Origin of the sequence: Pantoea pleuroti, from assembly GCF_014156615.1 — a bacterium.
In the GTDB taxonomy this organism is placed as follows: Bacteria; Pseudomonadota; Gammaproteobacteria; order Enterobacterales; family Enterobacteriaceae; genus Pantoea; species Pantoea agglomerans.
Genome location: NZ_SBFD01000003.1, coordinates 388,954 through 414,915, shown reverse-complemented (window position 1 = coordinate 414,915; position 25,962 = coordinate 388,954). Strand labels below are relative to the sequence as shown.

Here is a 25,962-nt window from a genome sequence, read left to right as displayed (position 1 = left end):
TCATTCCGCCAGCAATCCCGGTTTTCTGCGCACGCTAACGTTACGTGCAGAAAGCGGAAACTGCTGTACTGAAGTCCGGGATGTCATCCAGACTGAAGCGGCACCCCGACTCTAAAATCTTCACTCCCTCTTTGCAGCAGACACTTCCAGTAAACGTTTTTCAGACGCCCGCCTGGCAAATCGCCTTCAGCAAACAGACCAGAAAGGCAGACAGAGCGGTTCAATCTACTCTGCCTGCCCTGGATTTACTCAGCCTTTTCCTGCTCTTCACGCTGGCGACGTTTCTCCTGCTTCTTCTTCTCAGCCTTCGCTTTAGCCACGGCCGCTTCACTCATGTCGTTGCGGATCTGCGCGTGGCTGATCAGGGCAAAAATCAGCGTGCCGCCGGTAATGTTGCCGAGCAGTGTCGGCAGGGCAAACGGCCAGAAGAATTCATGCCAGCTGATGATGCCATTAAAGACCAGATAGAGCACTTCCACCGATCCCACCACGATATGCGCCAGATCACCCAGCGCAACCAGCCAGGTCATCATCACAATCACCAGCAGTTTGGCGCCGCCCGCCGAGGGGAACATCCAGACCATGGTGGCGATAATCCAGCCGGAGATCACTGCATTGGCAAACATCTCGCCGGGCGTATTTTCCATCACCTTCATACTGATGCTGGTAAACGCCTGACGGGTAGCCTCGTCAAATATCGGCATCTCATTAAACGCCAGCGCACCCAGCGCCGTCCCTATCAGGTTACCCAGCAAGACGATGCCCCATAAACGTAATAGCAGGGCGCCATTACTCCAGGTCGGTTTGTGCATCACCGGCAGGACTGCCGTGACGGTATTTTCGGTAAACAGCTGCTGACGCGCCATGATGACGATAACAAAACCAAAGGTATAACCCAGGTTTTCAAGCAGGAACGCCCCTGGTACGCCATCCAGATGCACCTGAAATATCCCCTTTGCCATCAGCGAGGCGCCCATGGATAAGCCTGCTGCAATGGCTGACCAGAGCAGCGCCATACCATCGCGCTCCAGCTCTTTTTCCCCATCCTGGCGGATCTCTTCATGGATGGCGGCGGCGCGGGAGGGTAAAGCCTCCTCATCGACTTCGATATCAGTGCCCTTATCCTTCTCTTCACTCTCTACGTCGTTAGGACCCTGTTCATTACCTGATGAAGGCTTCATATTTTCTCCTGGTGATAGTGCTGTCGCGTAATAAGCGTAGCCGTTTTTTATTTGCCGATAATGTAACGATTGATGCGAATAAGCGTAACAACGTTTTTCGGAACTGCATTTTTATTCAGAGTGCGGGCGATACCGCACGAATAAACCCATGGCATCGAAACTGAGCGCTGGCTCACACTTCGGCCCACAGCAACATTGTGGTAATATCCCGGCCACTTTTAGCTGGTGCGATTCCCCCCTCGATGTTGGAAATCATTACGCTCACTTGTGCATACGACGAACGTGCGCTGTTCCGGCAGCTCTCATTTCGCGTCTCTGCAGGCGACATTGTGCAGATTGAAGGCCCCAATGGTGCCGGTAAGACCTCACTCTTGCGGCTGCTGGCTGGCCTGAGCCGTCCTGAACAGGGTGAAATACGCTGGCTGCAGCAGCCAATTCTGCGGCAGCGCGAAGCCTGGCATCAGGCGATGCTCTATCTGGGCCATCATCCCGGTGTCAAAGGCGTGCTTACACCGCTGGAAAACCTGCGTTTCTACCATCCTGATTGCAGTGATGCGCAGATCTTTGCTGCGCTGGAAAGCGTCGATCTCACGGGCGACGAAGAGGTGCCGGTTAGCCGGTTATCGGCGGGTCAGCAGCGTCGGGTAGCGCTGGCGCGGCTGTGGCTCAGCCAGGCCCGCATATGGATTCTCGACGAGCCGCTGACCGCCATCGACAAAGCGGGTGTTAAAAAATTAATGACGAAATTCGCCCGGCATGCCGATAACGGTGGCGCAGTGATCCTGACAACCCATCAGGATTTGCCCGCGGATGCTGCGCGGGTGCGTAAAATTCGCCTCGGCGACGGGGAGGCAGGCTGATGCTGTTTCGCCTCATCCAGCGTGAATTGCGCATCGCCTTTCGCGGCGGGGCTGATGTGGTTAATCCGCTCTGGTTTTTCCTGATTGTTATTACCCTGTTTCCGCTGGGCATCGGACCTGACCCGCAACAGCTGGCGCGCATTGCACCGGGCGTAGCCTGGGTTGCCGCGCTGCTGGCGTCGCTGCTGGCGCTGGAGCGGCTGTTTCGCGATGACTTCAGCGATGGCTCGCTGGAGCAACTGGTACTGCTGCCGACGCCGCTGCCGGTAACGGTTATCGGCAAAGTAGTGGCGCACTGGCTGGTCACAGGCGTGCCGCTGATTATCCTGTCGCCGCTGGCCGCGCTGCTGCTGTCACTGGATTTTAATGGCTGGCGGGCGATGGCCCTGACGCTGCTGCTCGGCACGCCAACCCTGAGTTTTCTCGGTGCCATTGGTGTAGGTCTCACGGTGGGTTTACGGCGTGGTGGCGTACTGCTTAGCCTGCTGGTGCTGCCGCTGGCTATTCCGGTCTTGATCTTCGCCAGTGCGGCGATGGAGGCGGCCAGTCAGGGATTGCCGATTAGTGGCTATCTGGCGATTCTCGGCGCGATGCTGCTGGGCAGCGCCACGCTCTCCCCGTTTGCCACGGCGGCAGCGCTAAGAATTACTTTGCAATAACAGCCGTTGAAATAACCGCGCGTAAAAGACGCGGCAACACTCTTTTATCGTTAATGTGAGCATTTGATATGTGGAAAGCGTTACATCAGCTGGCCAGGCCCGAACGGCTCTATCAGTTTTCGGGACGACTGGTGCCGTGGTTCGCCATCTCAGGGCTGGCGGCGTTGCTGCTGGGCTGGGCCTGGGGCTTTGGATTTGCTCCCGCTGACTATCAGCAGGGCGACAGTTTCCGCATCATGTACATTCATGTGCCCGCCGCGATGTGGTCGATGGGCATTTATGCCTCGATGGCCATCGCCGCCTTTATCGGCCTGGTGTGGCAGATGAAAATGGCCGATCTGGTTTCTGCCGCCATGGCACCGGTGGGCGCGGTCTTTACCTTTATTGCGCTGGTCACCGGATCCGCATGGGGTAAGCCGATGTGGGGGACCTGGTGGATCTGGGATGCGCGCCTCACTTCGGAGCTGGTGCTGCTGTTCCTCTATATGGGCGTGATTGCGCTCTGGCACGCTTTTGATGACCGCCGCACCGCAGGCCGGGCCGCGGGTGTTCTCATCCTGGTCGGCGTAGTTAATCTGCCGATCATTCACTTCTCAGTGCAGTGGTGGAATACCCTGCATCAGGGCTCGTCGGGCATTCTCCAGCAGGCGATTGCGCCAGTGATGCGAACGCCGCTGCGCTGGGCAATCATCGGTTATCTGCTGGTGTTTATCACGCTGACCCTGATGCGGCTGCGCAACCTGATTCTGTTAACCGAACGTCATCGTCCCTGGGCGATTGATGTGGCGAAGCGGGGAGAGCAGGCATGACACCCGCCTTTTCCTCCTGGCACGCTTTCTTTGAGATGGGAGGCTACGCCTTCTATGTCTGGCTGGCGGTTGCCTGCACGCTGATTCCGCTTGTCGGGCTGACGCTGCATACCCTGTTGCTGCGCCGCCGCCTGCTGGCTGAGATCCGCCAGCACGACGCGCGGGAACGCCGCATCCGGGCAGCGAAATCTAAAAAAGCCGCGGCTGAAGCGGCAGGAGAGAAATTGTGAATACCCGTCGACGCAACCGCCTCTATGCGGCAGTGGCGATTCTGCTCGGCCTCGGCCTGGCCACCGCGCTGGTGATGTATGCGCTGCGCTCAAACATCGATCTGTTCTATACCCCAGGTGAAATCCTCTACGGCAAAGGCGAGGCGCACGAGAAGCCCGAAGCGGGCCAGCGGCTGCGCGTCGGCGGCATGGTGATGCCCGGCAGCGTCCGGCGCGATCCGAATACGCTTGCCGTGTCGTTCAAACTTTATGATGCCCGCGGCGTGGTCAGCGTCAGTTTTGAAGGCATCCTGCCGGATCTGTTCCGTGAAGGGCAGGGCGTCGTCGCACAGGGCGTGCTGGCGGCGGGCAACCAGGTGATCGCCAAAGAAGTGCTGGCGAAACATGATGAGAAATATACGCCGCCGGAGATTGAAGACGCGATGAAGAGTAATCACACCGGCCCGCAGTCGCTGTATCAGTCGGGAAATAAATCATCATGATGCCCGAGATTGGTACTTTTCTGCTCTGTCTGGCGCTGGGGCTCTCCCTGCTGCTGAGCAGCTATCCGCTGTGGGGCGCAGTGCGCCAGGATGCCCGCCTGATGGCGATGGCGCGTCCGCTGGCCTGCGGTCTGTTTATCTGCATCGCGGCGGCTTTTGCGCTGCTGGTCTGGGCCTTTATCAGCAACGATTTTACCGTTGCCTATGTCGTTACAAACTCCAACAGTCTGCTCCCGGTTTATTATCGCATTGCCGCCACCTGGGGCGCGCATGAAGGATCGCTGCTGTTGTGGGTGTTGCTGCTCAGCACCTGGACATTGGCGGTGGCGATATTCAGTCGCGGTATGCCGCAGGATGCGCTGGCACGCGTGCTGGCGGTCATGGGGATGATCAATCTCGGCTTCCTGCTGTTTATCCTGTTGACCTCGAATCCATTTGGCCGCACGCTGCCGGACTTTCCGATAGACGGGCACGACCTGAATCCGATGCTGCAGGATATCGGCCTGATCTTCCATCCGCCGCTGCTCTATATGGGCTATGTCGGCTTTTCGGTGGCGTTTGCCTTTGCTATCGCCTCGCTGATGGCCGGACGGCTGGATACGGCCTGGGCGCGCTGGTCGCGTCCCTGGACCACGGCGGCCTGGGTCTTTCTGACGATTGGTATCGTCCTTGGCTCGGCCTGGGCCTATTACGAGCTGGGCTGGGGCGGCTGGTGGTTCTGGGACCCTGTTGAAAATGCGTCGTTTATGCCGTGGCTGGCAGGCACCGCCCTGATGCACTCGCTGGCGGTCACTGAAAAGCGAGGCACCTTTAAGGCCTGGACCGTGCTGCTGGCGATTACCGCGTTTTCGCTGAGCCTGCTGGGGACGTTCCTGGTGCGATCCGGGGTGCTGGTGTCGGTGCATTCCTTCGCCTCCGATCCGGCACGCGGGATGTTTATCCTCGCGTTTCTGGTGATTGTTATCGGCAGTTCGCTCCTGCTCTACGCGATTAAAGGCGGGCAGGTACGTGGCCGGGTGCAGAATGAAACCTGGTCGCGCGAATCGTTTTTGCTGGGTAATAACGTGCTGCTGATTGCCGCGATGCTGGTGGTTCTGCTCGGCACGCTATTGCCGCTGGTGCACAAGCAACTGGGCCTGGGCAGCATTTCGGTCGGTGAGCCGTTCTTCAACACCATGTTCAGCTGGCTGATGGCACCGTTTGCGCTGCTGATGGGGATCGGACCGCTGGTGCGCTGGCGTCGCGATGAACCGCAGAAACTGGCAAAACGGCTGGCGCTGGCGCTGATCGTGACTCTGGCATGTTCCATGATTATTCCCTGGTGGCTGCAGGATCGCATTGAGGCGATGACCGTGGTTGGCCTGCTGATGTCACTCTGGATTATCGTGCTGACGCTGCTGGAACTGCATGAGCGCGCCACTCACCGTCATCCGTTCTTTGCCGGTTTACGTCACCTGTCGCGCAGTCACTGGGGCATGGTACTGGGCCATCTTGGGGTGGGGGTGACGGTGATCGGTATTGCATTCAGCACCCAGTACAGCGTGGAACGCGATGTGCGGATGAAGGCGGGTGATAGCATTGATATTCATCACTATCACTTTGTCTTCCGCGGCGTGCAGAATCTGCAGGGGCCTAACTACAGCGGTGGCATGGGCATCATCGATGTCACGCGCAACGGCAAACATGAAGCGACGCTGCAGGCAGAGAAACGCTTTTATACGGCCGCCCGCACCATGATGACCGAAGCGGCGATTGATGGGGGGTTCAGCCGCGATCTCTATGCGGCGCTGGGCGAAGAGCTGGAGGATGGCGGCTGGGCCGTGCGCATCTACTACAAACCCTTTGTCCGCTGGATCTGGTTTGGTGGCGCGCTGATGGCGCTGGGTGGGCTGTTCTGCCTGTTTGATCCCCGTTATCGTTCGCGCAAAAAAGCGGGAATTGAGGAGCGGACATGAACAAAAAAATCCTGTTTATTCCCCTGATGCTGTTTCTGTTGCTGGCGGCGGCGCTGCTGTGGCAACTGACACGTAATGCCGATGGCGACGATCCAACCCGTCTCGAATCCGCTCTGATCGGTAAGCCGGTGCCGCTGTTCCGGCTGGAAGCACTCGATCAGCCAGGCAAAACCTACGACCAGCGCGTGCTGACGGATGGCAAACCGATATTGCTGAACGTCTGGGCGACCTGGTGTCCGACCTGTCGCGCCGAGCATCAGTATCTGAATACGCTGGCGGAGCAGGGCATTCGCGTCGTCGGGCTGAACTACAAAGACGATCGTCACAAGGCGGTTAACTGGCTGAATACGCTGGGCAACCCCTACGGGCTAAGCCTCTATGATGGCAACGGCATGCTGGGACTGGATCTCGGCGTCTATGGCGCGCCGGAAACCTTTCTGATCGACGGTAAAGGGATCATCCGTTATCGCCACGCGGGCGATCTCAATGCGCGCGTCTGGGATCAGGAAGTGAAACCCTTGTGGGTGAAATACAGCGCGGAGGCGGGATCATGAGAACGCTGTTACTGCTCTGCGGCCTGCTGTTCAGCATCAACCTGTGGGCAAGCATCGACACGCTGCAATTTGACTCGGTGGCCCAGGAAGAACAATACCGCGACCTGACCGCTTCACTGCGCTGTCCGAAGTGCCAGAACAACAGCATCGCCGACTCTAACGCCATGATTGCCGCCGATATGCGGCTGAAAGTCTATCAGCTGATGAAGCAGGGCCAGAGTCGCCAGCAGATCATCGACTATATGGTGGCGCGTTACGGTAACTTCGTCAGCTATTCGCCACCGGTCACGCCCTCAACCCTGGTTTTGTGGGCTGGTCCGGCGCTGTTTGCGCTGCTGGGCGGCGCGGTGATTATCCTGCGCAGCCGTCAGCGAAAAACCCGCAGTGAGCTGGATGAAGATGAACAACAGCGTCTTAATGCGCTACTGAAGTCAGACAGGAAGCCGTAATGAGTGCATTTTGGATCACCCTTTTTCTGTTACTGCTGGCGGTCTGTACGCTGTTTCTGGCGGCGGGCTGGCGGCAACGTCAGGCCAGCACAGGCGATCGCGATCGCCTTAATCAGCGCTTCTACCATCAGCGGATAGACGAGCTGGCACAGGATGAAGATCAGGGCGTCGTCGCTGAGCGTCCGCTGATGGAGCGGGAGTTACAGCAGACACTGCTGGCGGATATTCCACCGGCACAGACGATGAAATCATACAGCAGCAGTCGCTGGATTTTGCTGCCGGGCCTGATCGTGCTGATTGGGGTATCGCTGGGAACTTACCTGAAAACCGGTGGCCTGGCACAGCTCACGGGCTGGAAGCAAGTGCAGCAGGCGTATCCTGAGCTGCGTGCCCGACTGATGGACCCTGGCGCTAAACCGCTGAGCATGGAGGAGCTGGCGCGTTTACAGCTCGGATTGCGTACCGCGTTGCAAACGGAACCGGATAATCTGGCCGACTGGACCATGCTGGGACGGCTCGGCATGGTGCTGAATAATGCCGATACGGCCAGCCAGGCATTTGAGCATGCGCTACAGCTTGCTCCCAACGATCTGGCGCTAAAACAGGATTATGCCGAAGTCCTGACGCGATCCCCCGATCCGCAGGATAACCGTCAGGCGTCACTGCTGCTGCAGGCATTGCTAAAAGCGGATCCGAAAAACCTGCGTACGCTGAGCCTGCTGGCATTTAATGCTTACGGACAGCAGCAATATGATCAGGCTATCGACGCATGGCAGACCCTGCTGGGTCTGTTGCCGGCCGGTGATTCGCGACAGGCGATGATCGCCCGCAGCATCGAAAAGGCCAGAAGTGCCGCCGGGCAACAGAGTCGTCAACTGGCGCTGACCGTGACGCTGGCACCTAAGGCAGAAAAAATGTTACCGCAGGACGGAGTGTTGTATATTTCGGTTTCTGACGGTGCTTCACCGGTGCCGGTGGCTGTTAAGCGGATGCCGCTCAGTCACTTCCCGCTGTCGCTGACGCTGGATGACAGCAACGCCATGATGCCGGATCGCCTGCTTTCGGCGCAGCATCAGGTCGAGGTCCGGGTGCGTATCTCCCGCGACGGCAGCGCCAATTCCCGGCCGGGTGACTGGCTGGGGCTGAGCGCAGTGACGCCCTGGGATGGGCATCAGCCGATCGCGGTAGAGATTAATCAGCAGCTTCCCTGAACGCATCAACTGACCGCGTTCAGGATGATGCGTGCCATTGCCTGCTGCCTCTGGCACAAAGTCAGCTATGCTCATCGGGTAAGTCGATTCGATACCGGGCTGTGACCTGAACGATGGGTAGACCTTTTTCATCCGCACAGGGAGATTGGAATGAATTATCGCCTGACCAGCCTGGCTGTCGCCAGCGTCCTTCTGGTAGGTTGTGCCAGTTCAAAGCCGGCGAATAGCGATCCTGCTCAGCGCAGCGATCCGTTCGAAGGCTTTAACCGCACGATGTTTAACTTTAACTACAACGTGCTGGATCCGTATGTATTACGTCCGGTCGCTGTGGCCTGGCGTGATTATGTGCCGGTGCCGGCACGTACCGGCCTGAGCAATTTCCTCGGCAACCTGGAAGAACCTGCCAGCATGGTCAACGCCATCCTGATCGGTAACGGACGTGATGCAGGTATTCACTTCACCCGTTTCTTCCTGAACAGCGTGCTGGGACTGGGCGGCTTCATTGACGTTGCCGGTAAAGCGAATCCGGAACTGGCACGTGAAGAGCCGCACCGATTCGGTACTACGCTCGGTCACTATGGCGTCGGCTACGGGCCTTATGTTGAGTTGCCTGCTTACGGCAGCTTTACGGTGCGTCAGGATGGCGGCGACTACGTTGATACGCTTTATCCGATCCTTGGCTGGCTGACCTGGCCAATGTCGATTGGTAAATGGACGCTTGAAGGGATTGAGACACGCGCGCAGCTGCTGGACTCTGATGCAATCCTGAAACAGCAGAGCGATCCGTACGCCTTTATCCGTAACGCTTACTTCCAGCGTCACGACTTCCTGGCGCGCGGCGGCAAGCTCAAGCCGGAAGATAATCCTAACGCGGCTGCGATTCAGGATGATCTGAAGGATATTGACGCCGAGTAATCGCCCGCGCTGCGCCGCCAGGGATGGCGGTTTATGCCTCTTTGGGCAGGGCGTATGCTCCCTGAGCCATTAAGCAATCCACGGCCACAAAAAAGGGCGACTCACCAGAGTCGCCCTTTTTGTTCGTACCAGCCAGTCAGAACTTATAGTTAAAGTTCGCGCCGTAGAGCCAGGCCTTGCCTTCAGAGGTAAAGGTATAAGGTCCTTCTTTCACCGTCACTTTCTGTCCGTGCATATAAGAGATGCCTAAATCCACCGAGGCATCATCGTTAAAGGCGTAAGAAGTACCGGCACTCAGCCATAAACGATCCTGGTCCGGGATGGAGATAGAGCGCTTATCGGCCGGAACCGGGCTGTCATCAAATGCAATACCGGTACGGAAGGTCCAGTTCTTGTCGTAGGAATAGGTTGTGCCCAGTGCAATACGGTAGGCGTCGTGGAAGCTTTCATCTTTATAGAACAGCGTCTGGCCGTTAGAGCCAGTGGCTTTCAGCTCCTGGAACTGGCTCCAGCTGGTGTAAGCCATGCTGTAGTGAACTGCCCACTGCGGTGCCACTTTATGCCAGCCTGACACTTCCCACATCTCTGGCAGATTCAGCGTTAACGCGCCTGGAACGGTGGTGCCGTTGGTGCCAAAAGGTACGCCTGACACTTCCGGATTATTCACCGCATTCAGCCGGGATGAGAGATTACTTTTGTAATCGCCATCAAAGTCGACTTTCACTTCTGAACGATAGGTAAAGCCGAAGCGGTTATTTTCATCCACTTCATACAGGATGCCAGCATTCCAGCCGTAACCCCACTCATCGCCTTTCAGATGGGCAACCTGCGTATCAGCCGGAACCCCCAGCCGCGCGCCTGACTCACCGGCATAACGCTCAATTTTGGCTTTAGCGTAAACCGCATCAAAACCGATGCCTGCACTAAAATGTTCATTAAAGCGATAAGCAGTGCTGAGATTTAAATTGCCGGTCATCAGGTCAGTTTTACCGCCGTAACCGCCAGCGGTATAGCCATTATTAAACTCTGTTGCTAAGCCGTAGTTTGAGGTTGCAGATGCGCCAATCCACCACTGATCGTTGATGGGCTGGACGTAATGAATATTGGGTACCCACTGATTAGGGGCAATATTATTCGCATCCAGGCTGCGGCCACTGGGACTGCTACCACTGATATTTACATCCGGCGCAATATAGACGGCCCCGATAGAAAATTCCGGGCGATCCATTAACGCCATTGTCGCCGGGTTACGGCTGGCAGACGCCGCGGTATCACCCATTGCCCCTTCGCCTGAATATGCGCGACCTAAACCAATCGAAGAGAATTCATTTAACTGAAACCCAGCAGCGTAAACGTGGGAAGAGACAAGCGCCACTGCAGCCGCCACGGCTGACTTTGCAAACAGGTTTTTATGGTTCATGACCACAACCTCATGTGAATTATTATTTAACGCTATAACGTCGCGTAACAAAGGACGGCGGATTGTAGGGACTGATGTAAAGCGCACATATCAGACCAGTGCGGAGAGTATAGGTCCGACCTGTGTGCATGTTGCAATATTGTTTTTAAAATATTTCAGGTTTGATCGCTTAAAATTCGATCTGCATAACAAAAAGCCCCTGATCCTGGACAGCATAACCATTCCAGTTTGTTCTGGATCAATTTTTATTGTGATATTCGTCACTTAGCAACAGGTGCGTGGCGCATCTTTCAGCGAGAAGGTAAGATTTCGTCCATAAAATCGCTCAACCTATGCAATTGCTGGTCTGGAGAATGAAATGACTGATGCCATTAAAAAATGCAGTGCGACCGAAACCGCAGCCTGTTGTTGTGTTGATGTCGGCACGGTAATGGATAACACCGATTGCACCGCCAGCTGGTCAGAATGGTTTGCTCAGCGTGCCGATGCGGAAGCGAAATTAGCGCAACTGACCGAACGTGCCCGCGAGGTTGAATCGGAACCCTGTCTGATTGAATCGCGCTTCAGCGAAGTGGATCAGGGTGTGCAGCTGGATATCGATTTCACCTTCAGCTGCCAGGCTGAAACCATGATTTTTCAGCTCGGTTTGCGTTAAGTATCATTACGCCGCGTCACTGCGGCGTTTTTCATTTTCGTGTTTCCCTTCGCACTTTTTCCCTTCCGATATTGGCGGCTCACCCGCTTGTGGTTAACACTGATCAGGTCAGACCTCTTCAGGCAATGATGCCACAGTCCCAGCCACAGGTGAGAACAATGAGCAAAGCGCAGCCGCTGCTGACGCGTGATGGTGAACGCATCGCAATAACCCACGGATTACGCACCCCTTTCTTACGCCAGGCGACCGGCTTCCATGGCATTCCCGCCATTGAGCTGGGACGCATGGTGGTCAGCGAATTAATGGCGCGCAGTGAACTGCCGGCTGAGGTGATCGAGCAGCTGGTCTTTGGGCAGGTGGTGCAGATGCCGGAAGCACCGAACATTGCGCGTGAAATTGTATTAAGCAGCGGGCTGAGTGTGCATACCGACGCCTACAGCGTCAGCCGTGCCTGCGCCACCAGCTTTCAGGCGGTAGCGAATGTGGCAGAAAGTCTGCTGGCGGGCACCATCTCTGCCGGTATCGCCGGAGGCGCGGACTCCTCGTCGGTGTTGCCGATTGGGGTCAGTAAAACGCTGGCCCGCGCGCTGGTAGATCTCAATAAAGCCCGCAGCTTCGGTCAAAAACTGCACATCCTGCGGCGTCTGCGTCCGCGTGATCTGCTGCCGGTCCCGCCCGCAGTGGCGGAGTATTCGACCGGCCTGCGCATGGGCGACACTGCGGAGCAGATGGCTAAGAGTCACGGCATCACTCGCGAAGCACAGGATGCGCTGGCGCTGCGATCCCATCAGCATGCCGCCAGGGCCTGGCAATCCGGGGTACTGAATCAGGAAGTCATGGCAGCCTTTGTGCCGCCGTGGAAAAGCGCCATCGCTCAGGACAATAACGTGCGGATGAATGCCAAAGCGGAGGATTACGCCCGACTGCGTCCGGCATTTGATCGCCAGCACGGCAGCGTCACCGCGGCCAACAGCACGCCCCTCACCGACGGCGCGGCGGCAGTGATTCTGATGCGCGAGGGCCGCGCCCGCGAACTGGGCATCAGGCCGCTGGGCTATCTGCGCAGCTACGCCTTTGCCGCCATTGGTGTGCAGCAGGATATGCTGCTGGGCCCGGCGTACGCTTCACCACTGGCACTGGATCGCGCCGGCATAACCCTGGCCGATCTGACGCTGATCGATATGCATGAAGCATTTGCTGCCCAGACACTGAGCAACCTGCAAATGTTCCGCGACGAGCGCTTTGCCCGTGAGGTGCTGAATCGGCCACACGCGCTGGGCGAAGTGAATGAAGAGCGCTTTAACGTGCTGGGCGGATCGATCGCCTATGGTCATCCTTTTGCCGCCACGGGGGCGCGCATGATCACCCAGACGCTGAATGAATTACGCCGTCGCGGTGGCGGGTTAGGACTGGTCACGGCCTGTGCGGCAGGCGGCCTGGGTGCGGCAATGATTCTGGAGGCCGAATAATGGAGCAGAATGCGTTTCATCTGAAGATGCGACTGGATCACGTTGGCATCATTACGATCGATGTCCCTGGTGAGAAGATGAACACCCTGAAAGCGGAATTTGCCGGGCAGATCACCGCCATCATTGCGGAGGCGCGGCGCGATCCGCAACTGGCTGGCCTGGTGCTGATTTCCGGCAAAGCGGACAACTTCATCGCGGGCGCAGACATCAGCATGATTGACCGCTGTAAGAGCGCGCAGGAAGCCGAAGCGCTGGCAAAACAGGGCCAGGAAGTGATGGCTGCGCTTGACGCGCTGCCGTTCCCGGTGGTCGCGGCGATCCACGGTGCCTGCCTGGGAGGCGGACTGGAACTGGCGCTGGCCTGTGATGCCCGTATCTGCTCGCTGGATGATAAAACCCGCCTCGGTTTGCCGGAGGTGCAGCTCGGCTTACTGCCAGGCTCTGGCGGCACTCAGCGGCTGCCACGCTTAATCGGCGTGCAGCAGGCGCTGCCACTGATTCTGACCGGCAAAGCCCTGCGGGCGAAACAGGCCCGTAAGCTGGGCGTGGTCGATGACGCGGTGCCGCAGGCGATTCTGCTGGAGACCGCCATCGCCCGGGTGAAAAAGGGCAAGGTTAGCGGACGAACGCTGCCGCTGCGCGATCGTCTGCTGCATGGTCCGGTTGGCCGTCAGGCGCTGTTTGCGCTGGCGACCCGACAGACCGCAGCCAAAACACAGGGTAACTATCCGGCGGCAAAACGCATTATTGAGGTGGTGCGCATCGGACTGGAGCAGGGCAGTCGGGCCGGACATGAGGCTGAAGCACGCGCTTTTGGTGAGCTGGCGATGACGCCAGAATCGGTTGCGCTGCGCGGGATCTTTTTCGCGACTACGGCTATGAAAAAGGAGCGGGGCGGTGAAGCGGAACCCGGCACCGTTAAGCGTGTTGGTATCCTCGGCGGTGGCCTGATGGGCGGCGGTATCGCCAGCGTCACCGCGGTCAACGCCGGGTTGCCGGTACGCATTAAAGATATCAGCCTGGAAGGGGTGAACCATGCGCTGAAAACCAGCTGGGAACTGCTGAGCAAAAAAGTTAAACGCCGCCAGCTTACTCCGGCACAGCGTCAGCAGCAGATGGCACGTATCACGGGCGGCATCGATTATCAGGGCTTCTCACAGCGCGACGTGGTAATTGAAGCCGTATTCGAAGATTTAGCCCTGAAGCAGCAGATGGTCAGCGAAGTGGAGGCACACTGTCAGCCCCACACGCTGTTTGCCTCAAATACCTCTTCGCTGCCGATTGAGGCGATCGCCGCCGGCGCCCAGCGTCCTGAGAACGTCATCGGGCTGCACTATTTCAGTCCGGTAGAGAAAATGCCGCTGGTGGAGGTGATTCCTCATCTGAATACCTCTACCGCGACGCTGGTGACGATTGTGGCGCTGGCGCGCAGCCAGGGTAAAACCCCGATTGTGGTGGCGGACAAGCCTGGCTTCTATGTTAACCGCATCCTGACGCCCTATATAAATGAAGCGATGCGCTGCCTGCTGGAGGGCGAACCGATTGACCATATTGATCGGGCGCTGGTGAAGTTTGGTTTCCCGGTCGGCCCGATTCAGTTGCTGGATGAGGTCGGTATCGACGTTGGCAGCAAAATCAGTCCCATCCTGCATCAGGCTTATGGTGAACGCTTTGCCGCGCCAGCCGCTTTTGATGCGGTGCTGAAAGATGGCCGCAAGGGACGTAAAAACAGCAAAGGCTTTTATCGCTATGACCAGCCGCGCTGGCAGCGTAAAAAACCGGACGCTTCGCTGTATACGTTGCTGAAGGTCTCGCCGCAGGCCAGGCAGAGTGACGCGCAGATTGCTGAACGCTGCGTGATGATGATGCTGAACGAAGCCGCACGCTGTCTTGATGAGCAGGTGGTTCGCTGCGCCCGCGATGGGGATATCGGTGCGGTGTTTGGTATTGGCTTTCCGCCTTTCTTAGGCGGCCCGTTCCACTACATGGACAAACTGGGCGCGGCGGACGTGGTCAACAGATTAAGCCGGCTTGCGCAGCAGCATGGCGAACGATTCACACCCTGTGAGGCGCTGATTCAGGCGGCTGCAAAATAGACGAAATTTTACATTTCTGCCGAAAATGGAATAACCAATCCGATTCAGCGGCTTAGAAAAGCGCCGCCAGAGTGTGCGGCGCAGCATGATTCTGAGAAGTGCTTATTTAATAAACAACCGGTTGACTATACTAAAGCCATTAGGGTAAAACACAGCGTTCATTCGCAGAGTGAAGAGTCAGGCGCTACGCGTCGGGCGATGTCGACAAACAACAGCGGTGCTTTATGCAAGTTTTTATCATGCGTCACGGCGATGCGGCTCTGGAAGCAGCCAGTGATTCAGTCAGGCCTTTAACCTTATGTGGCTGCAATGAATCACGTCAGATGGCCAACTGGCTTAACAGCCAGACGCCGGACATTGAGCGTGTCCTGGTGAGTCCCTATTTACGCGCGCAGCAAACGCTCGCGACCGTGCGTGAAGCCTTTCCCCTGCCGGAAAGCCAGGACGTTCTGCCGGAATTAACGCCGGGCGGCGATCCGGAGATGGTCGGGTGCTATCTGCAGGCCCTGGCGAATGAAGGGGTGAAATCGGCTCTGGTGATCTCACATTTACCGTTGGTGGGGTATTTAGTCTCTGAACTGTGCCCGCAGGAAGCGCCGCCAATGTTTGCCACTTCCGCTATTGCCTGCGTGGAATTCGATCCCGCGGCGAGTGCCGGTAAACTGCTTTGGCAGGTCAGTCCCAAAAAGCTGGCTAAAGCAATCTGACGTCTGTGGGCCGATCATTCCGGCCCCTCTCAGGGCAATTCAGGCGGTTGCCACTCCTCAATCTCAATCAAAACCAGCAGCGCGGCGTCACCGCCGAACATTTTGGGTGCCTGATGAAAAGCCATCACCCACGGATGCTGGGCCAGCCACAGCGGCGTCTGCTGCTTCAGAATATGCTTTCCATGACCGGTCATGACGCTGGCGCAGAACAGATGTTCACGGCGGCAGGCGGCGATCAGTGCCCCCAGCTCCTGCTTGGCCTGCTGCTGCGTTAAGCCGTGCAGATCGAGGAAAATCTCCGGCGTATAGTCGCCGCGACGTAATTTTTTCAGCTCAAAATGGCTGACATCGGCGCGCACATAACGGGTGGCACCTTCCGTTGAGAGCAGCGGCTGAAACTCATCCGAAAAGTAATGACTGTTGTCCGCCTGCTCTGAAAGCAGACGCTTTACCGGGATCTGGCGGGTTTTAACCGGCGCTTTGTGGACAAACGTGTCCTGTTTCAACTGGCGTGTCCCCGTCATTAACTGGCGAAACAGCGCCTGGTCATCCGGGCTTAGTGGTGTTTTTTTACTCATGGCAGGTCAGTCATATCAGAAAAGGCTGTCACACAGCAGAGCCGATACCTTACCGTTAAGCGTCATTAAATGTCAGCTTTTTCACCTCGCTGCGCTGAATTCTCCCCGGCTTCATGGCACACTACTGGCCGATTTAGCAAAAGGCCTGCGGAGGGCTACGTGGACAAAATTTTCGTCGATGAGGCAGTGAACGAACTGCACACCATTCAGGACATGCTGCGCTGGGCGGTCAGCCGCTTTTCCGCTGCCGGAATCTGGTACGGACATGGCACAGACAATCCCTGGGACGAAGCCGTTCAACTGGTCCTGCCGTCACTCTGGCTGCCGCTGGATATTCCTGAAGATATGCGCAATGCGCGTCTGACCGCCAGCGAACGTCTTCTGATCGTCGAGCGCGTCATTCGTCGCGTCAACGAGCGCATTCCGGTCGCTTATCTGACCAATAAAGCCTGGTTCTGCGGCCACGAGTTCTTTGTTGATGAGCGCGTGCTGGTGCCGCGTTCACCGATTGGCGAACTGATTGAGAACCGCTTTGCCGGTCTGGTCAGCACACCACCCCATCATATTCTGGATATGTGTACCGGCAGCGGCTGTATCGCGATTGCCTGCGCCTATGCCTTCCCGGAAGCGGAAGTGGATGCGGTGGATATCTCCACCGGTGCGCTGGCGGTTGCCGAGCAGAACATTGAAGAACATGGCCTGATTCATCAGGTTACGCCGATTCGCGCTGACCTGTTCCGCGAATTGCCACCGCTGAAATATGATCTGATCGTCACCAATCCACCGTATGTTGATGCGGAAGATATGGATGATCTGCCGAACGAATATCGCCACGAACCAGAGCTGGGGCTGGCGGCAGGCAGCGACGGCCTGAAGCTGGTGCGTCGCATTCTGGCCTGTGCACCGGATTATCTCAGCGAGCAGGGCGTCCTGGTCTGCGAAGTGGGTAACAGTATGGTGCACATGATCGAGCAGTATCCCGATGTGCCCTTTACCTGGCTGGAATTCGACAACGGCGGTGACGGCGTCTTTACGCTGACGCGCCAGCAGATTGTCGACGCACAACACCATTTCTCTTTTTACAAAGACTAAAAATGGGGCGAAGCATCGCCCGCGGAACCCTGAGAAGGAAATAGCATGGCCGGAAACAGCATCGGGCAATTTTTTCGAGTAACGACCTTTGGCGAGTCCCATGGGCTTGCGCTGGGCTGTATCGTTGACGGCGTGCCGCCAGGCATTCCGCTGACCGAAGCGGATATTCAGCATGATCTTGATCGCCGCCGCCCTGGCACATCGCGCTATACCACGCAGCGCCGCGAGCCGGATCAGGTGAAAATTTTGTCCGGTGTGTTTGAGGGGGTGACCACCGGCACCTCGATTGGCCTGCTGATTGAGAACACCGATCAGCGTTCGCAGGATTACGGCGCTATCAAAGATCTCTTCCGTCCGGGCCATGCTGATTACACCTATGAGCAGAAATATGGTCAGCGTGACTATCGTGGCGGTGGCCGCTCGTCGGCGCGCGAAACCGCGATGCGCGTGGCGGCCGGTGCGATAGCCAAGAAATACCTGCAGATGAAACACGGTGTGGTGGTGCGCGGCTATCTGTCACAGATTGGTGACATCGCCTGTGAGCTGAAAGACTGGAGCATCGTGGAAGAGAATCCGTTCTTCTGCCCGGATGCGGACAAGCTGGAGGCGCTGGATGAACTGATGCGCGGCCTGAAAAAAGAGGGCGACTCCATTGGCGCTAAAGTCACAGTCATGGCAGATCACGTGCCGCCAGGCCTGGGCGAGCCGGTATTTGACCGACTGGATGCCGATCTGGCGCATGCGCTGATGAGCATCAATGCCGTTAAAGGCGTTGAAATCGGTGACGGCTTTGCGGTGGTTAACCAGCGCGGCAGTCAGCATCGCGACGAGATCCGCCACGATGGTTTCCAGAGCAACCACGCCGGGGGCATTCTGGGCGGTATCAGCAGCGGCCAGACCATCAGCGCCAATCTGGCGATGAAACCGACCTCCAGCATCACCGTGCCGGGTAAAACCATTACCCGCGACGGCGAAGAAGTGGAGATGATCACTAAAGGCCGCCACGATCCCTGCGTCGGGATCCGCGCAGTGCCGATCGCCGAGGCGATGATGGCGATCGTCCTGATGGATCATCTGCTGCGCCAGCGGGCGCAGAACGGTGACGTTAACAGCTCCGTACCGCGCTGGTGATGCCATGAAGGCTCTTCTGCTTACCCTGAGTGCGCTGTTAATCAGCGCCTCCAGCCTGGCGGCGACGCCGTGGCAACGCATCCAGCAGCCGATTACCGGCGCACCGCAGTCAATCGGCGGCTTTGCCAACGGCTGTATTGTTGGCGCCGAGGCGCTGCCGCTGAATTCACCGCACTATCAGGTGATGCGTCAGGATCAGCGGCGCTACTTTGGTCATCCCGATCTGATTCAGTTTATTCAGCGGCTCAGTACGCAGGTGCATAACCTGCAACTGGGCAACGTGCTGATTGGTGACATGGGCATGGCAGCAGGCGGACGTTTCAGCAGCGGTCACGCCAGTCATCAGACCGGGCTGGATGTCGATATCTGGCTGCAACTGCCGAAAACCCGCTGGAGCGCGCAGCAACTGCTGAAGCCGCAGCCGCTCGATCTGGTCGGGCCGGGTGACAAAAATGTGATTGCGCGTCACTGGCAGCCGGAAATTGATAGCCTGATTAAACTGGCCGCCAAAGATGATGATGTGACACGCATCTTCGTCAATCCGGCGATTAAAAAGCAGCTTTGTGCCGATGCAGGTAACGATCGTGACTGGCTGCGTAAAGTGCGCCCGTGGTTTGCTCATCGGGCCCATATGCATGTGCGCCTGCGCTGCCCGGCGGGCAGTATGGGCTGCGAAGATCAGCCCGCACCGCCTGCTGGCGATGGCTGTGGCGCAGAGCTGCAGAGCTGGTTCCTGCCGAAACAGCCTGGTTCGGGCGCGCCGGTGAAACGTGAGCCGCCGCCATTACCGCCTGCCTGTCAGGCCCTGCTGGATAAACATCTACTGTAAGGGATTCCATGGATTGGTTTGTGGTCAGCCCGCTGCTCGTCGGGCTGCTGTTTTTAATCGCCATGCTCGCCGGTTTTATTGATTCAATCGCGGGTGGCGGGGGATTACTTACGGTACCTTCGTTGCTGGCGGCGGGCCTCTCTCCGGCCCAGGCGCTGGCGACCAATAAACTGCAATCGGTCGGTGGATCATTTTCCGCCAGTCTCTACTTTATCCGGCGTGGTGCGGTCAATCTGAATGAACAGTGGCTGAACATTGCCATGACGCTGCTGGGTTCCGTGCTGGGCGCGATACTGATTCAGCGCCTGCAGGCGGATTTCCTGCGCCAGATGCTGCCGCTGTTTTTAATCGCTATCGGTCTGTGGTTCCTGCTGATGCCGCGCCTCGGCGAAGTGGATCAGGCGCGTCGCCTGCATGGTCTGGCCTATGCGCTGGTCGGCGGCGGGGCTGTGGGATTCTATGACGGATTTTTCGGACCGGGCGCAGGCTCTTTTTATGCGCTGGCTTTCGTCACGCTCTGCGGCTACAACCTTGCCAAAGCGACCGCCCATGCTAAGGTCCTCAATTTCACCTCGAACCTCGGCAGCCTGCTGTTCTTTATGTTCGGCGGCAAAGTGGTGTGGGGAACCGGCCTGATCATGATGCTCGGCGCTTTCTGCGGCGCGCGTCTGGGCGCAAGACTGGTGCTGAGCCGCGGACAGAAGCTGATCCGCCCGATGGTGGTGATTGTGTCTGCCGTCATGAGCATTAAATTACTGTGGGACAGCCATGGCAGCGCCGTTATGGCCTGGCTTGCCACGCTGCAATCGTAACCTAAAACCTGATACCGTCATGAACCCGACACATCATTATGAACAGCTGATCACGCTGTTTGATCGCTGTTTCAGCGATGAATTTCAGACCCGTCTAATTAAAGGCGATGATGAACCGATCTATCTTCCTGCTGATGCCGAATCGCCGTGGAATCGTGTGGTCTTTGCTCACGGCTTCTACGCCAGCGCCCTGCATGAGATCTCTCACTGGTGCATCGCCGGTGAAGCGCGCCGCAAACTGGTCGATTTTGGCTACTGGTACTGTCCGGATGGCCGCGATGCGCTGACCCAGAGTCAGTTTGAAGCGGTGGAAGTGAAGCCACAGGCGCTGGAATGGATGTTTTGTACGGCGGCAGGCTTTCCCTTCAACGTGAGTTGTGACAATCTCGACGGAGATTGTGAGCCGGATCGCATTGCGTTCCAGCGTAAAGTGCATGCTCAGGTCATGAGCTATCTGACGTCGGGCATTCCCGACCGTCCCGCGCGTTTTATTACCGCCCTGGCGGAATTTTATGGCAGGCCTTCATTAACAGCATCGCAGTTTCCCTGGCCGGACGATCTGTGATGCAGAAAGGCATTATTAAAAGAGGAATTGAGATGATCGCAGAATTTGAAGCGCGTATTCTGGCCCTGATTGACGACATGGTCGAGCATGCCAGTGACGATGAGCTGTTCGCCAGCGGTTATCTGCGCGGGCATCTGACACTGGCCGTCGCTGAAGTGGAGCAACTGGGCGAACATACGCCAGAAGCGCTGCAGATTCAGGTGAGCCGCAGTCTGCAAAATGCCATAGCTGCCGGAGAACTCTCGCCGCGCGATCAGGCATTAGTGGTCGGGATGTGGGATAACCTGTTTGTTCAGGCACGCCAGCTCTCCGCGTAATGGTGCAGGGCGGCATGCCGCCCTTAGCGTCCGCTAAACGGCTTTTCCCTTCAGTAATTTCCTTACCCAGTAACGATTCGGATTGAGTGCTGCCAGGGTACTGGCATCCAGAGGCTGCGGCTCGCCCGCCAGCTGAGCTGCCAGCACTTCGGCCGCCAGCGGCGCACTGCACAGGCCGCGCGATCCCAGCGCCCCAAACAGATACAAGCCCGTAAGATCGGGTGCGTCAGCGATATCGCCGCTTGCTGCCTGCTGTGCCGGTAAATCAGCATACTGCGCCAGCGTAGCAGGATAATCCGGCACGCCGCCCACCATCGGCAGGTGATCCCGGGTAGCGCAGCGCACCCCCATTCTTGCCTCTCCATCACTGACATCCACCGTTTCGGCCCAGTTGCTGTCAGGCAGGCAATGCAGCAGGCGGCTGCGGTTCTCCTGCTGATCCTCTTCCCGATACGCGGTTGCGGTATCGCCACGGTGATAGCTGGCCCCGATACAGTGCGTACCAAACTGCGGGCTGACAGGGGTCAGATAGCCGTCGTAACAGAGCACCGTTTGCAGCGCGTTGAGGCCGGGCGTGGAGGGAACATGGCTTACCTGACCGGCCACCGGATAGGTCGGCAGCGGGGCGCTTTGCGCAAAGTCGGCAATCGCATGACCGTTTGCCAGTACGACGGTCGGATGACGCACCGCCGGACGATCGCTGAACGTCAGCGTCCAGTGATCATCCTCCCGGGAAAGCGTGCTCACCCGGTGCAGCCAGTGAATGCGCAATCCCTGGGTCTCGCCATGCGCCAGCATCGCGGTGGTCAGCTCTGCCGGTGAGAGCCAGCCGCCTTGCGGATAGAAAATGCCGCCACAGCCATGTTCAACATTTGCCAGTTTTTCAGCTTCTGCCACATCGACGCCACAGGCGATGATTTCAGGCAGGTCCATCGCCAGCATCTGATCGATCTTCTTACGGCTTTTCTCATCCCAGCCCAGCTGCAGCACCCCGCTCCAGTGATGCTCATAGGTGACGGTTAGTTGATCATAGAGCCGCCGGGCAAAGCTGAAGGCCGAGGGGAAAAAAGTGGCAAGCGCCGGGTCGTGCTGATTGAGCAGCGGATAGAGCGCTCCCTGACGATTGCCGGATGCGCCCAGCGCGGGCGCCTCATCGGCGCAATAAAGTGTTACCCGCCAGCCGCGACGCAGCAGCGCCAGCGCCAGGGTGGCACTGGCGACGCCACCGCCAATCAGGGCCACATCACGCTGCTCCGCAGCCTGACGATGATACCAGGGCTGCGCGGCGGGCAGCGGAGGCGCATCCTGCAACGGCCCGCATAGCATTTCGCGCTTCGGACCAAATCCTTTGCGGCGAATGACCGCAAAGCCCGCCTGCTGCAGACCGCGCCGGACAATACCTGCAGCCGTAAAAGTTGCGAAGGTCCCCTGCGGCCGCGCCAGTTTTGCCATCATGCCGAACAGCTCCGGCGTCCACATATCCGGGTTCTTTGAGGGCGCGAACCCATCCAGGAACCAGGCATCCACCTGACGATTCAGGCTCTCATCCAGCTGGCCCATCAGCAGGTTAATATCGCCCAGCCACAGGTCGAGCGTGATGCGGCCGCCATCAAACAGCAGACGCTGACAGCCGGGCAGGGCAGCGGGCCACTGCGTCTGCAGCGCCTCCGCCCAGGGGGCCAGTTCGGGCCAGTGCTGCTGCGCCGCGGTTAAATCTTCACGTGTTAACGGAAATTTCTCAAAGCTGATGAAATGCAGACGTTTTAAAGTGGCGTCGGGCTGTTCGCGCTGAAACGCATCGAACGCCTGCCAGAGCGTCAGGAAATTAAGACCGGTGCCAAAACCGCTCTCCGCCACGATCAGCAGATCGCGCGGATGCTCAGCAAAACGCTGGGGAAAACCATTGCCGCCAAGGAAGACATAGCGTGTCTCTTCCAGACCGTTGTCATTAGAGAAATAGACATCGCCAAACGCTCGGGAAACAGGTGTACCCTGTTCATTCCAGTTTAGCTTTGCATGTTCAACCGGGGTCAATTTCACGGTAAAGGCTCGTTTTTCAGGCAGTGGCGCGATTCTAGCGACCCGCGTGACATGACGCAAATTTACAAAAGGAAATAGCTGATCGGACTTGTTCGGCGTACAAGTGTACGCTAGAGTGCATGCCAATTAAGAAGAAGTGGATGAGGAAGATTGAATGAAACGTGCTGTGATTACTGGCTTAGGGATCGTTTCCAGTATTGGTAATAACCAGCAGGAGGTGCTGTCATCTCTGCGTGAAGGACGCTCTGGCATCACCTTTTCTGAAGAGATGAAAGATTCCGGCATGCGTAGTCACGTCTGGGGTAACGTTAAATTAGATACCACCGGCCTCATCGATCGCAAAGTTGTGCGCTTTATGAGTGATGCGTCCATCTATGCTTATCTTTCCATGGAAGAAGCGATTAAAGATTCTGGCCTCAGCGCTGAAGCGTATCAGAGCAACCCACGTGTGGGTCTGATTGCGGGTTCAGGCGGCGGCTCCCCTCGTTTCCAGGTATTTGGTGCTGATGCAATGCGCAGCCCACGCGGCCTGAAAGCGGTTGGCCCTTATGTGGTCACCAAAGCGATGGCCTCTGGCGTCTCTGCCTGCCTCGCAACGCCATTCAAAATTCATGGCGTAAATTACTCGATTAGCTCCGCCTGTGCCACCTCTGCGCACTGTATCGGTAACGCCGTTGAGCAGATCCAGCTTGGCAAACAGGATATCGTTTTTGCGGGCGGCGGCGAAGAGCTGTGCTGGGAAATGGCCTGTGAGTTCGACGCCATGGGCGCGCTCTCTACCCGTTACAACGACACGCCTGAAAAAGCGTCACGCACTTATGATAATGAGCGCGACGGCTTTGTTATCGCCGGTGGCGGTGGCATGGTAGTCGTTGAAGAGCTGGAGCATGCGCTGGCACGTGGTGCGCATATCTATGCCGAAATCGTCGGTTATGGTGCCACTTCAGACGGTGCAGACATGGTTGCTCCATCAGGTGAAGGCGCAGTGCGCTGCATGAAGATGGCGATGCACGGTGTCGATACCCCAATTGACTATCTGAACAGTCACGGAACCTCTACCCCGGTGGGTGATGTGAAAGAGCTGGGTGCGATTCGTGAAGTTTTTGGCGATAACACGCCATACATCTCAGCAACGAAAGCGATGACCGGCCACTCTCTGGGTGCGGCTGGCGTGCAGGAAGCGATCTACTCGCTGCTGATGCTGGAGCATGGCTTTATCGCGCCAAGCATCAACATCACCTCGCTTGACGCGGCAGCAACTGGTATGAACATCGTCACTGAGCCGATGGAAAAAGAGCTGACTACCGTGATGTCTAACAGCTTTGGTTTTGGCGGCACCAACGCCACGCTGACCATGCGTAAATATCAGGCGTAATTATTACGTCAGCACTCTGAAGGGCCGGCTTGCCGGCCCTTTTGTTTTACAGCCCATCCGCTTTACCTCGTTAAAACCTCCGTTTTAGCCCTCCCGCTGCAGCAGCCGCAGCAATGTATCGCATCCTGCCACAATCTCGTCAGGCGTCAGTGCCGCAAAGCCCAGCATCCAGCCCTGCTGAGACGAAGGCCCGGCATAGAGCGGGCTCAGACGCGGCAGCAGCAGACCCTGTTGAGCCGCCAGTGCGGTTAATCGCGCTTCATCCTGTTGCAATCTGACAGTTACCTGTAACCCGCCGCCGCTGGCAATCGGCGTGATCCACGGCGACAGTTGCTGAGCGATTAGCGTTAGCAGCAGATCGCGACGGCTACGATAGAGCTGACGCATCAGCCGCAGATGGCTGGCGAAATGTCCCTGTTGCAGAAAGGCGGCGGTGACAGCCTGCGGCAGCAGGGCGCTGTGTCCATCCAGCACGCTGCGTGCCTGGCCTATGGGGGTAATCAGCGCGGGCGGGACCACCATCCAGGCCAGCCGCAGTGAGGGAAACAGCGACTTCGAGAAGGTACCCAGCGTAATCACCCGCTGATGGCGATCCAGTCCCTGTAGCGCAGGGACAGGACGTTCGTCGTAGTGAAATTCGCTGTCATAATCGTCTTCGATCAGCCAGCACCGGTTATACTGCGCCCAGTCCAGCCACGCCAGGCGTCGCGCCAGGCTCAGCGTCACGCCGCCAGGATAATGATGCGATGGCGTCAGGTACATCAGCTTTGCACTGCCGCTGGCGGGGATGGCACCTTCGGCATCGACCCCAATCCCGCGCACCTGTGCGCCGGCAGCCAGAAAGGCGTTACGCGCACCAGGATAGCCCGGCTCCTCCATCCATACCTCATCACCGGGATCGACGAACATCATTGCCAGTAACTGCAGTGCCTGTTGTGAACTGGTCAGAATGATCACCTGTTCCGGCTGGCATACCACGCCCCGGGAAAGCGCCAGATAATCCGCGAGTGCGCTGCGTAACGGCAGGTAGCCGCAGGGATCGCCATATCCCATTGCGGCGCTCCCCAGTGAACGCTGCACGCTGCTGCCTAGGCGTCGCCAGGTGTCGTGGGGAAAAGCGCGTAACTCCGGTGAACCGGCGGCGAACGCATGAGGAAAAGGGGGATCCTGACAGCCACCGGTTGCCAGTACCTGCTGGCCCCGCGCCGAGAAACGGACGGGCTGAGGCCGGGCAGGTAATGATGATGAGTGGGTGGGGATGATGATGGCAACAAAAGTACCGCGACCGGTTTCGCGTCGCAGATAGCCTTCACTCTCCAGCTGTCCGTAGGCCGCTTCCACCGTCACACGTGACAGACGCAGATCCTGCGCCAGCTGCCGACTGGACGGCAACTGCTGACCAGCATGCAGATGGTGCCGGTTGATCGCCAGTCGCAAAGTAGAGCAGAGCCGCTCGCGCACGCCACCACTGGTCTGATGCTGGAAAAGTTGTAGTAACGGAGCAGACATATGGGTCTTATACCTGATGGAGAATGGGTATCAGTAAGCAGTCCACTTTGCCGTAAACTGCA

The 25,962-nt window shown here is 57.7% G+C and carries 26 protein-coding genes; 21 read left to right on the top strand and 5 right to left on the bottom strand.

Annotation, left to right across the window (positions count from 1 at the left end):
• Nucleotides 1–245: 245 nt before the first annotated feature.
• Nucleotides 246–1,181: a formate/nitrite transporter family protein gene (locus EPG66_RS09500; RefSeq protein WP_182686629.1), complete on the bottom strand. Its 936-nt coding sequence runs from the start codon at nt 1,179–1,181 to the stop codon at nt 246–248.
• A 242-nt stretch (nt 1,182–1,423) separates the two neighbouring features.
• Here EPG66_RS09500 and ccmA point away from each other — a divergent pair, with 242 nt between their 5' ends.
• From ccmA to mlaA, 10 genes are all read left to right on the top strand, one after another.
• Nucleotides 1,424–2,041, top strand: a complete 618-nt coding sequence (gene ccmA / locus EPG66_RS09495) for a cytochrome c biogenesis heme-transporting ATPase CcmA (RefSeq protein WP_182686627.1) — start codon at nt 1,424–1,426, stop codon at nt 2,039–2,041.
• Nucleotides 2,041–2,700, top strand: coding sequence for a heme exporter protein CcmB (gene ccmB, locus EPG66_RS09490; RefSeq protein ID WP_083069182.1), 660 nt, complete (start codon nt 2,041–2,043; stop codon nt 2,698–2,700). The genes ccmA and ccmB overlap by 1 nt, the downstream gene beginning before the upstream one ends.
• 68 nt (nt 2,701–2,768) lie before the next feature.
• On the top strand, nt 2,769–3,509 hold the full coding sequence (locus EPG66_RS09485; RefSeq protein ID WP_010257913.1) for a heme ABC transporter permease: 741 nt from the start codon (nt 2,769–2,771) through the stop codon (nt 3,507–3,509).
• Nucleotides 3,506–3,739, top strand: coding sequence for a heme exporter protein CcmD (ccmD, locus tag EPG66_RS09480; RefSeq protein WP_182686625.1), 234 nt, complete (start codon nt 3,506–3,508; stop codon nt 3,737–3,739). Before EPG66_RS09485 ends, ccmD begins: the two co-directional genes overlap by 4 nt.
• On the top strand, nt 3,736–4,221 hold the full coding sequence (ccmE, locus tag EPG66_RS09475; protein ID WP_163842594.1) for a cytochrome c maturation protein CcmE: 486 nt from the start codon (nt 3,736–3,738) through the stop codon (nt 4,219–4,221). The genes ccmD and ccmE overlap by 4 nt, the downstream gene beginning before the upstream one ends.
• Nucleotides 4,218–6,176: a heme lyase CcmF/NrfE family subunit gene (locus EPG66_RS09470; RefSeq protein WP_039388405.1), complete on the top strand. Its 1,959-nt coding sequence runs from the start codon at nt 4,218–4,220 to the stop codon at nt 6,174–6,176. Before ccmE ends, EPG66_RS09470 begins: the two co-directional genes overlap by 4 nt.
• On the top strand, nt 6,173–6,730 hold the full coding sequence (locus tag EPG66_RS09465) for a DsbE family thiol:disulfide interchange protein (protein WP_163793210.1): 558 nt from the start codon (nt 6,173–6,175) through the stop codon (nt 6,728–6,730). The genes EPG66_RS09470 and EPG66_RS09465 overlap by 4 nt, the downstream gene beginning before the upstream one ends.
• A complete protein-coding gene (locus tag EPG66_RS09460; protein ID WP_022625093.1) occupies nt 6,727–7,179 on the top strand; it encodes a cytochrome c-type biogenesis protein in 453 nt (150 codons plus the stop codon). The genes EPG66_RS09465 and EPG66_RS09460 overlap by 4 nt, the downstream gene beginning before the upstream one ends.
• Nucleotides 7,179–8,390 carry a c-type cytochrome biogenesis protein CcmI gene (gene ccmI, locus EPG66_RS09455; RefSeq protein WP_182686623.1) on the top strand — a complete coding sequence of 404 codons (1,212 nt, stop codon included), beginning with the start codon at nt 7,179–7,181 and terminating at the stop codon, nt 8,388–8,390. Before EPG66_RS09460 ends, ccmI begins: the two co-directional genes overlap by 1 nt.
• A gap of 150 nt (nt 8,391–8,540) precedes the next feature.
• Complete coding sequence (gene mlaA / locus EPG66_RS09450; protein WP_010257927.1) at nt 8,541–9,305, top strand: phospholipid-binding lipoprotein MlaA; 765 nt, start codon at nt 8,541–8,543, stop codon at nt 9,303–9,305.
• Nucleotides 9,306–9,441: 136 nt separating this feature from the next.
• On the opposite strand, the gene fadL is transcribed toward mlaA, so the two are convergent.
• Nucleotides 9,442–10,725 (bottom strand): long-chain fatty acid transporter FadL, encoded by a 1,284-nt coding sequence (gene fadL / locus EPG66_RS09445; protein WP_143790151.1) that lies wholly within the window; start codon nt 10,723–10,725, stop codon nt 9,442–9,444.
• 358 nt (nt 10,726–11,083) lie between these two features.
• Here fadL and EPG66_RS09440 point away from each other — a divergent pair, with 358 nt between their 5' ends.
• The 4 genes from EPG66_RS09440 (at nt 11,084) to sixA (ending at nt 15,652) form a co-directional block, all read left to right on the top strand.
• A complete protein-coding gene (locus EPG66_RS09440) occupies nt 11,084–11,380 on the top strand; it encodes a YfcZ/YiiS family protein (RefSeq protein WP_010671435.1) in 297 nt (98 codons plus the stop codon).
• Between the two features lie 158 nt (nt 11,381–11,538).
• Complete coding sequence (gene fadI, locus EPG66_RS09435) at nt 11,539–12,849, top strand: acetyl-CoA C-acyltransferase FadI (protein WP_182686621.1); 1,311 nt, start codon at nt 11,539–11,541, stop codon at nt 12,847–12,849.
• Entirely contained in the window at nt 12,849–14,945 is a 2,097-nt protein-coding gene (gene fadJ / locus EPG66_RS09430; protein WP_182686619.1) for a fatty acid oxidation complex subunit alpha FadJ, read from the top strand. The genes fadI and fadJ overlap by 1 nt, the downstream gene beginning before the upstream one ends.
• Nucleotides 14,946–15,169: 224 nt before the next feature.
• A complete protein-coding gene (gene sixA / locus EPG66_RS09425; protein ID WP_010257941.1) occupies nt 15,170–15,652 on the top strand; it encodes a phosphohistidine phosphatase SixA in 483 nt (160 codons plus the stop codon).
• A 29-nt stretch (nt 15,653–15,681) separates the two neighbouring features.
• On the opposite strand, the gene smrB is transcribed toward sixA, so the two are convergent.
• The gene (gene smrB / locus EPG66_RS09420) at nt 15,682–16,230 is read right to left on the bottom strand and encodes an endonuclease SmrB (RefSeq protein ID WP_031590577.1); all 549 of its coding nucleotides are present in this window, start codon (nt 16,228–16,230) and stop codon (nt 15,682–15,684) included.
• Nucleotides 16,231–16,389: 159 nt separating this feature from the next.
• Between smrB and prmB the strand changes: the two genes are divergently transcribed.
• Genes prmB through EPG66_RS09390 form a run of 6 tightly spaced genes read left to right on the top strand, consistent with a single transcriptional unit; the run spans nt 16,390 to nt 20,976 of the window.
• Nucleotides 16,390–17,322, top strand: a complete 933-nt coding sequence (gene prmB / locus EPG66_RS09415; RefSeq protein WP_039388414.1) for a 50S ribosomal protein L3 N(5)-glutamine methyltransferase — start codon at nt 16,390–16,392, stop codon at nt 17,320–17,322.
• Between the two features lie 45 nt (nt 17,323–17,367).
• Nucleotides 17,368–18,453: a chorismate synthase gene (gene aroC, locus EPG66_RS09410; protein WP_010257950.1), complete on the top strand. Its 1,086-nt coding sequence runs from the start codon at nt 17,368–17,370 to the stop codon at nt 18,451–18,453.
• Nucleotides 18,454–18,457: 4 nt separating this feature from the next.
• Entirely contained in the window at nt 18,458–19,282 is an 825-nt protein-coding gene (gene mepA, locus EPG66_RS09405; protein ID WP_182686616.1) for a penicillin-insensitive murein endopeptidase, read from the top strand.
• An 8-nt stretch (nt 19,283–19,290) separates the two neighbouring features.
• A complete protein-coding gene (locus tag EPG66_RS09400; RefSeq protein ID WP_031590579.1) occupies nt 19,291–20,094 on the top strand; it encodes a sulfite exporter TauE/SafE family protein in 804 nt (267 codons plus the stop codon).
• A 19-nt stretch (nt 20,095–20,113) separates the two neighbouring features.
• Nucleotides 20,114–20,659, top strand: coding sequence for an elongation factor P hydroxylase (locus EPG66_RS09395; protein WP_003854284.1), 546 nt, complete (start codon nt 20,114–20,116; stop codon nt 20,657–20,659).
• A gap of 32 nt (nt 20,660–20,691) precedes the next feature.
• Nucleotides 20,692–20,976 carry a YfcL family protein gene (locus EPG66_RS09390; RefSeq protein WP_003854283.1) on the top strand — a complete coding sequence of 95 codons (285 nt, stop codon included), beginning with the start codon at nt 20,692–20,694 and terminating at the stop codon, nt 20,974–20,976.
• Nucleotides 20,977–21,009: 33 nt separating this feature from the next.
• On the opposite strand, the gene mnmC is transcribed toward EPG66_RS09390, so the two are convergent.
• Nucleotides 21,010–23,016 carry a bifunctional tRNA (5-methylaminomethyl-2-thiouridine)(34)-methyltransferase MnmC2/FAD-dependent 5-carboxymethylaminomethyl-2-thiouridine(34) oxidoreductase MnmC1 gene (gene mnmC, locus EPG66_RS09385; protein ID WP_182686614.1) on the bottom strand — a complete coding sequence of 669 codons (2,007 nt, stop codon included), beginning with the start codon at nt 23,014–23,016 and terminating at the stop codon, nt 21,010–21,012.
• Nucleotides 23,017–23,170: 154 nt separating this feature from the next.
• On the opposite strand from mnmC, the gene fabB reads away from it, so the two are divergent.
• Complete coding sequence (gene fabB / locus EPG66_RS09380) at nt 23,171–24,391, top strand: beta-ketoacyl-ACP synthase I (protein ID WP_010257968.1); 1,221 nt, start codon at nt 23,171–23,173, stop codon at nt 24,389–24,391.
• Nucleotides 24,392–24,475: 84 nt separating this feature from the next.
• Here fabB and pdxR read toward each other — a convergent pair whose 3' ends face one another.
• Nucleotides 24,476–25,900: a MocR-like pyridoxine biosynthesis transcription factor PdxR gene (pdxR, locus tag EPG66_RS09375; RefSeq protein ID WP_115757941.1), complete on the bottom strand. Its 1,425-nt coding sequence runs from the start codon at nt 25,898–25,900 to the stop codon at nt 24,476–24,478.
• Nucleotides 25,901–25,962 lie beyond the last annotated feature (62 nt).

What these genes read in the sequence shown, in the direction of transcription:
- ccmA (WP_182686627.1), top strand. Translation starts at nt 1,424, where the DNA reads ATGTTGGAAATCATTACGCTCACTTGTGCATACGACGAACGTGCGCTG.
- sixA (WP_010257941.1), top strand. Translation starts at nt 15,170, where the DNA reads ATGCAAGTTTTTATCATGCGTCACGGCGATGCGGCTCTGGAAGCAGCC.
- EPG66_RS09440 (WP_010671435.1), top strand. Translation starts at nt 11,084, where the DNA reads ATGACTGATGCCATTAAAAAATGCAGTGCGACCGAAACCGCAGCCTGT.
- fadJ (WP_182686619.1), top strand. Translation starts at nt 12,849, where the DNA reads ATGGAGCAGAATGCGTTTCATCTGAAGATGCGACTGGATCACGTTGGC.
- smrB (WP_031590577.1), bottom strand. Translation starts at nt 16,230, where the DNA reads ATGAGTAAAAAAACACCACTAAGCCCGGATGACCAGGCGCTGTTTCGC.
- EPG66_RS09400 (WP_031590579.1), top strand. Translation starts at nt 19,291, where the DNA reads ATGGATTGGTTTGTGGTCAGCCCGCTGCTCGTCGGGCTGCTGTTTTTA.
- EPG66_RS09465 (WP_163793210.1), top strand. Translation starts at nt 6,173, where the DNA reads ATGAACAAAAAAATCCTGTTTATTCCCCTGATGCTGTTTCTGTTGCTG.
- fadI (WP_182686621.1), top strand. Translation starts at nt 11,539, where the DNA reads ATGAGCAAAGCGCAGCCGCTGCTGACGCGTGATGGTGAACGCATCGCA.
- pdxR (WP_115757941.1), bottom strand. Translation starts at nt 25,900, where the DNA reads ATGTCTGCTCCGTTACTACAACTTTTCCAGCATCAGACCAGTGGTGGC.
- ccmI (WP_182686623.1), top strand. Translation starts at nt 7,179, where the DNA reads ATGAGTGCATTTTGGATCACCCTTTTTCTGTTACTGCTGGCGGTCTGT.
- EPG66_RS09460 (WP_022625093.1), top strand. Translation starts at nt 6,727, where the DNA reads ATGAGAACGCTGTTACTGCTCTGCGGCCTGCTGTTCAGCATCAACCTG.
- EPG66_RS09395 (WP_003854284.1), top strand. Translation starts at nt 20,114, where the DNA reads ATGAACCCGACACATCATTATGAACAGCTGATCACGCTGTTTGATCGC.
- aroC (WP_010257950.1), top strand. Translation starts at nt 17,368, where the DNA reads ATGGCCGGAAACAGCATCGGGCAATTTTTTCGAGTAACGACCTTTGGC.
- mlaA (WP_010257927.1), top strand. Translation starts at nt 8,541, where the DNA reads ATGAATTATCGCCTGACCAGCCTGGCTGTCGCCAGCGTCCTTCTGGTA.
- ccmD (WP_182686625.1), top strand. Translation starts at nt 3,506, where the DNA reads ATGACACCCGCCTTTTCCTCCTGGCACGCTTTCTTTGAGATGGGAGGC.
- EPG66_RS09470 (WP_039388405.1), top strand. Translation starts at nt 4,218, where the DNA reads ATGATGCCCGAGATTGGTACTTTTCTGCTCTGTCTGGCGCTGGGGCTC.
- EPG66_RS09485 (WP_010257913.1), top strand. Translation starts at nt 2,769, where the DNA reads ATGTGGAAAGCGTTACATCAGCTGGCCAGGCCCGAACGGCTCTATCAG.
- fadL (WP_143790151.1), bottom strand. Translation starts at nt 10,725, where the DNA reads ATGAACCATAAAAACCTGTTTGCAAAGTCAGCCGTGGCGGCTGCAGTG.
- EPG66_RS09500 (WP_182686629.1), bottom strand. Translation starts at nt 1,181, where the DNA reads ATGAAGCCTTCATCAGGTAATGAACAGGGTCCTAACGACGTAGAGAGT.
- fabB (WP_010257968.1), top strand. Translation starts at nt 23,171, where the DNA reads ATGAAACGTGCTGTGATTACTGGCTTAGGGATCGTTTCCAGTATTGGT.
- ccmB (WP_083069182.1), top strand. Translation starts at nt 2,041, where the DNA reads ATGCTGTTTCGCCTCATCCAGCGTGAATTGCGCATCGCCTTTCGCGGC.
- EPG66_RS09390 (WP_003854283.1), top strand. Translation starts at nt 20,692, where the DNA reads ATGATCGCAGAATTTGAAGCGCGTATTCTGGCCCTGATTGACGACATG.
- mepA (WP_182686616.1), top strand. Translation starts at nt 18,458, where the DNA reads ATGAAGGCTCTTCTGCTTACCCTGAGTGCGCTGTTAATCAGCGCCTCC.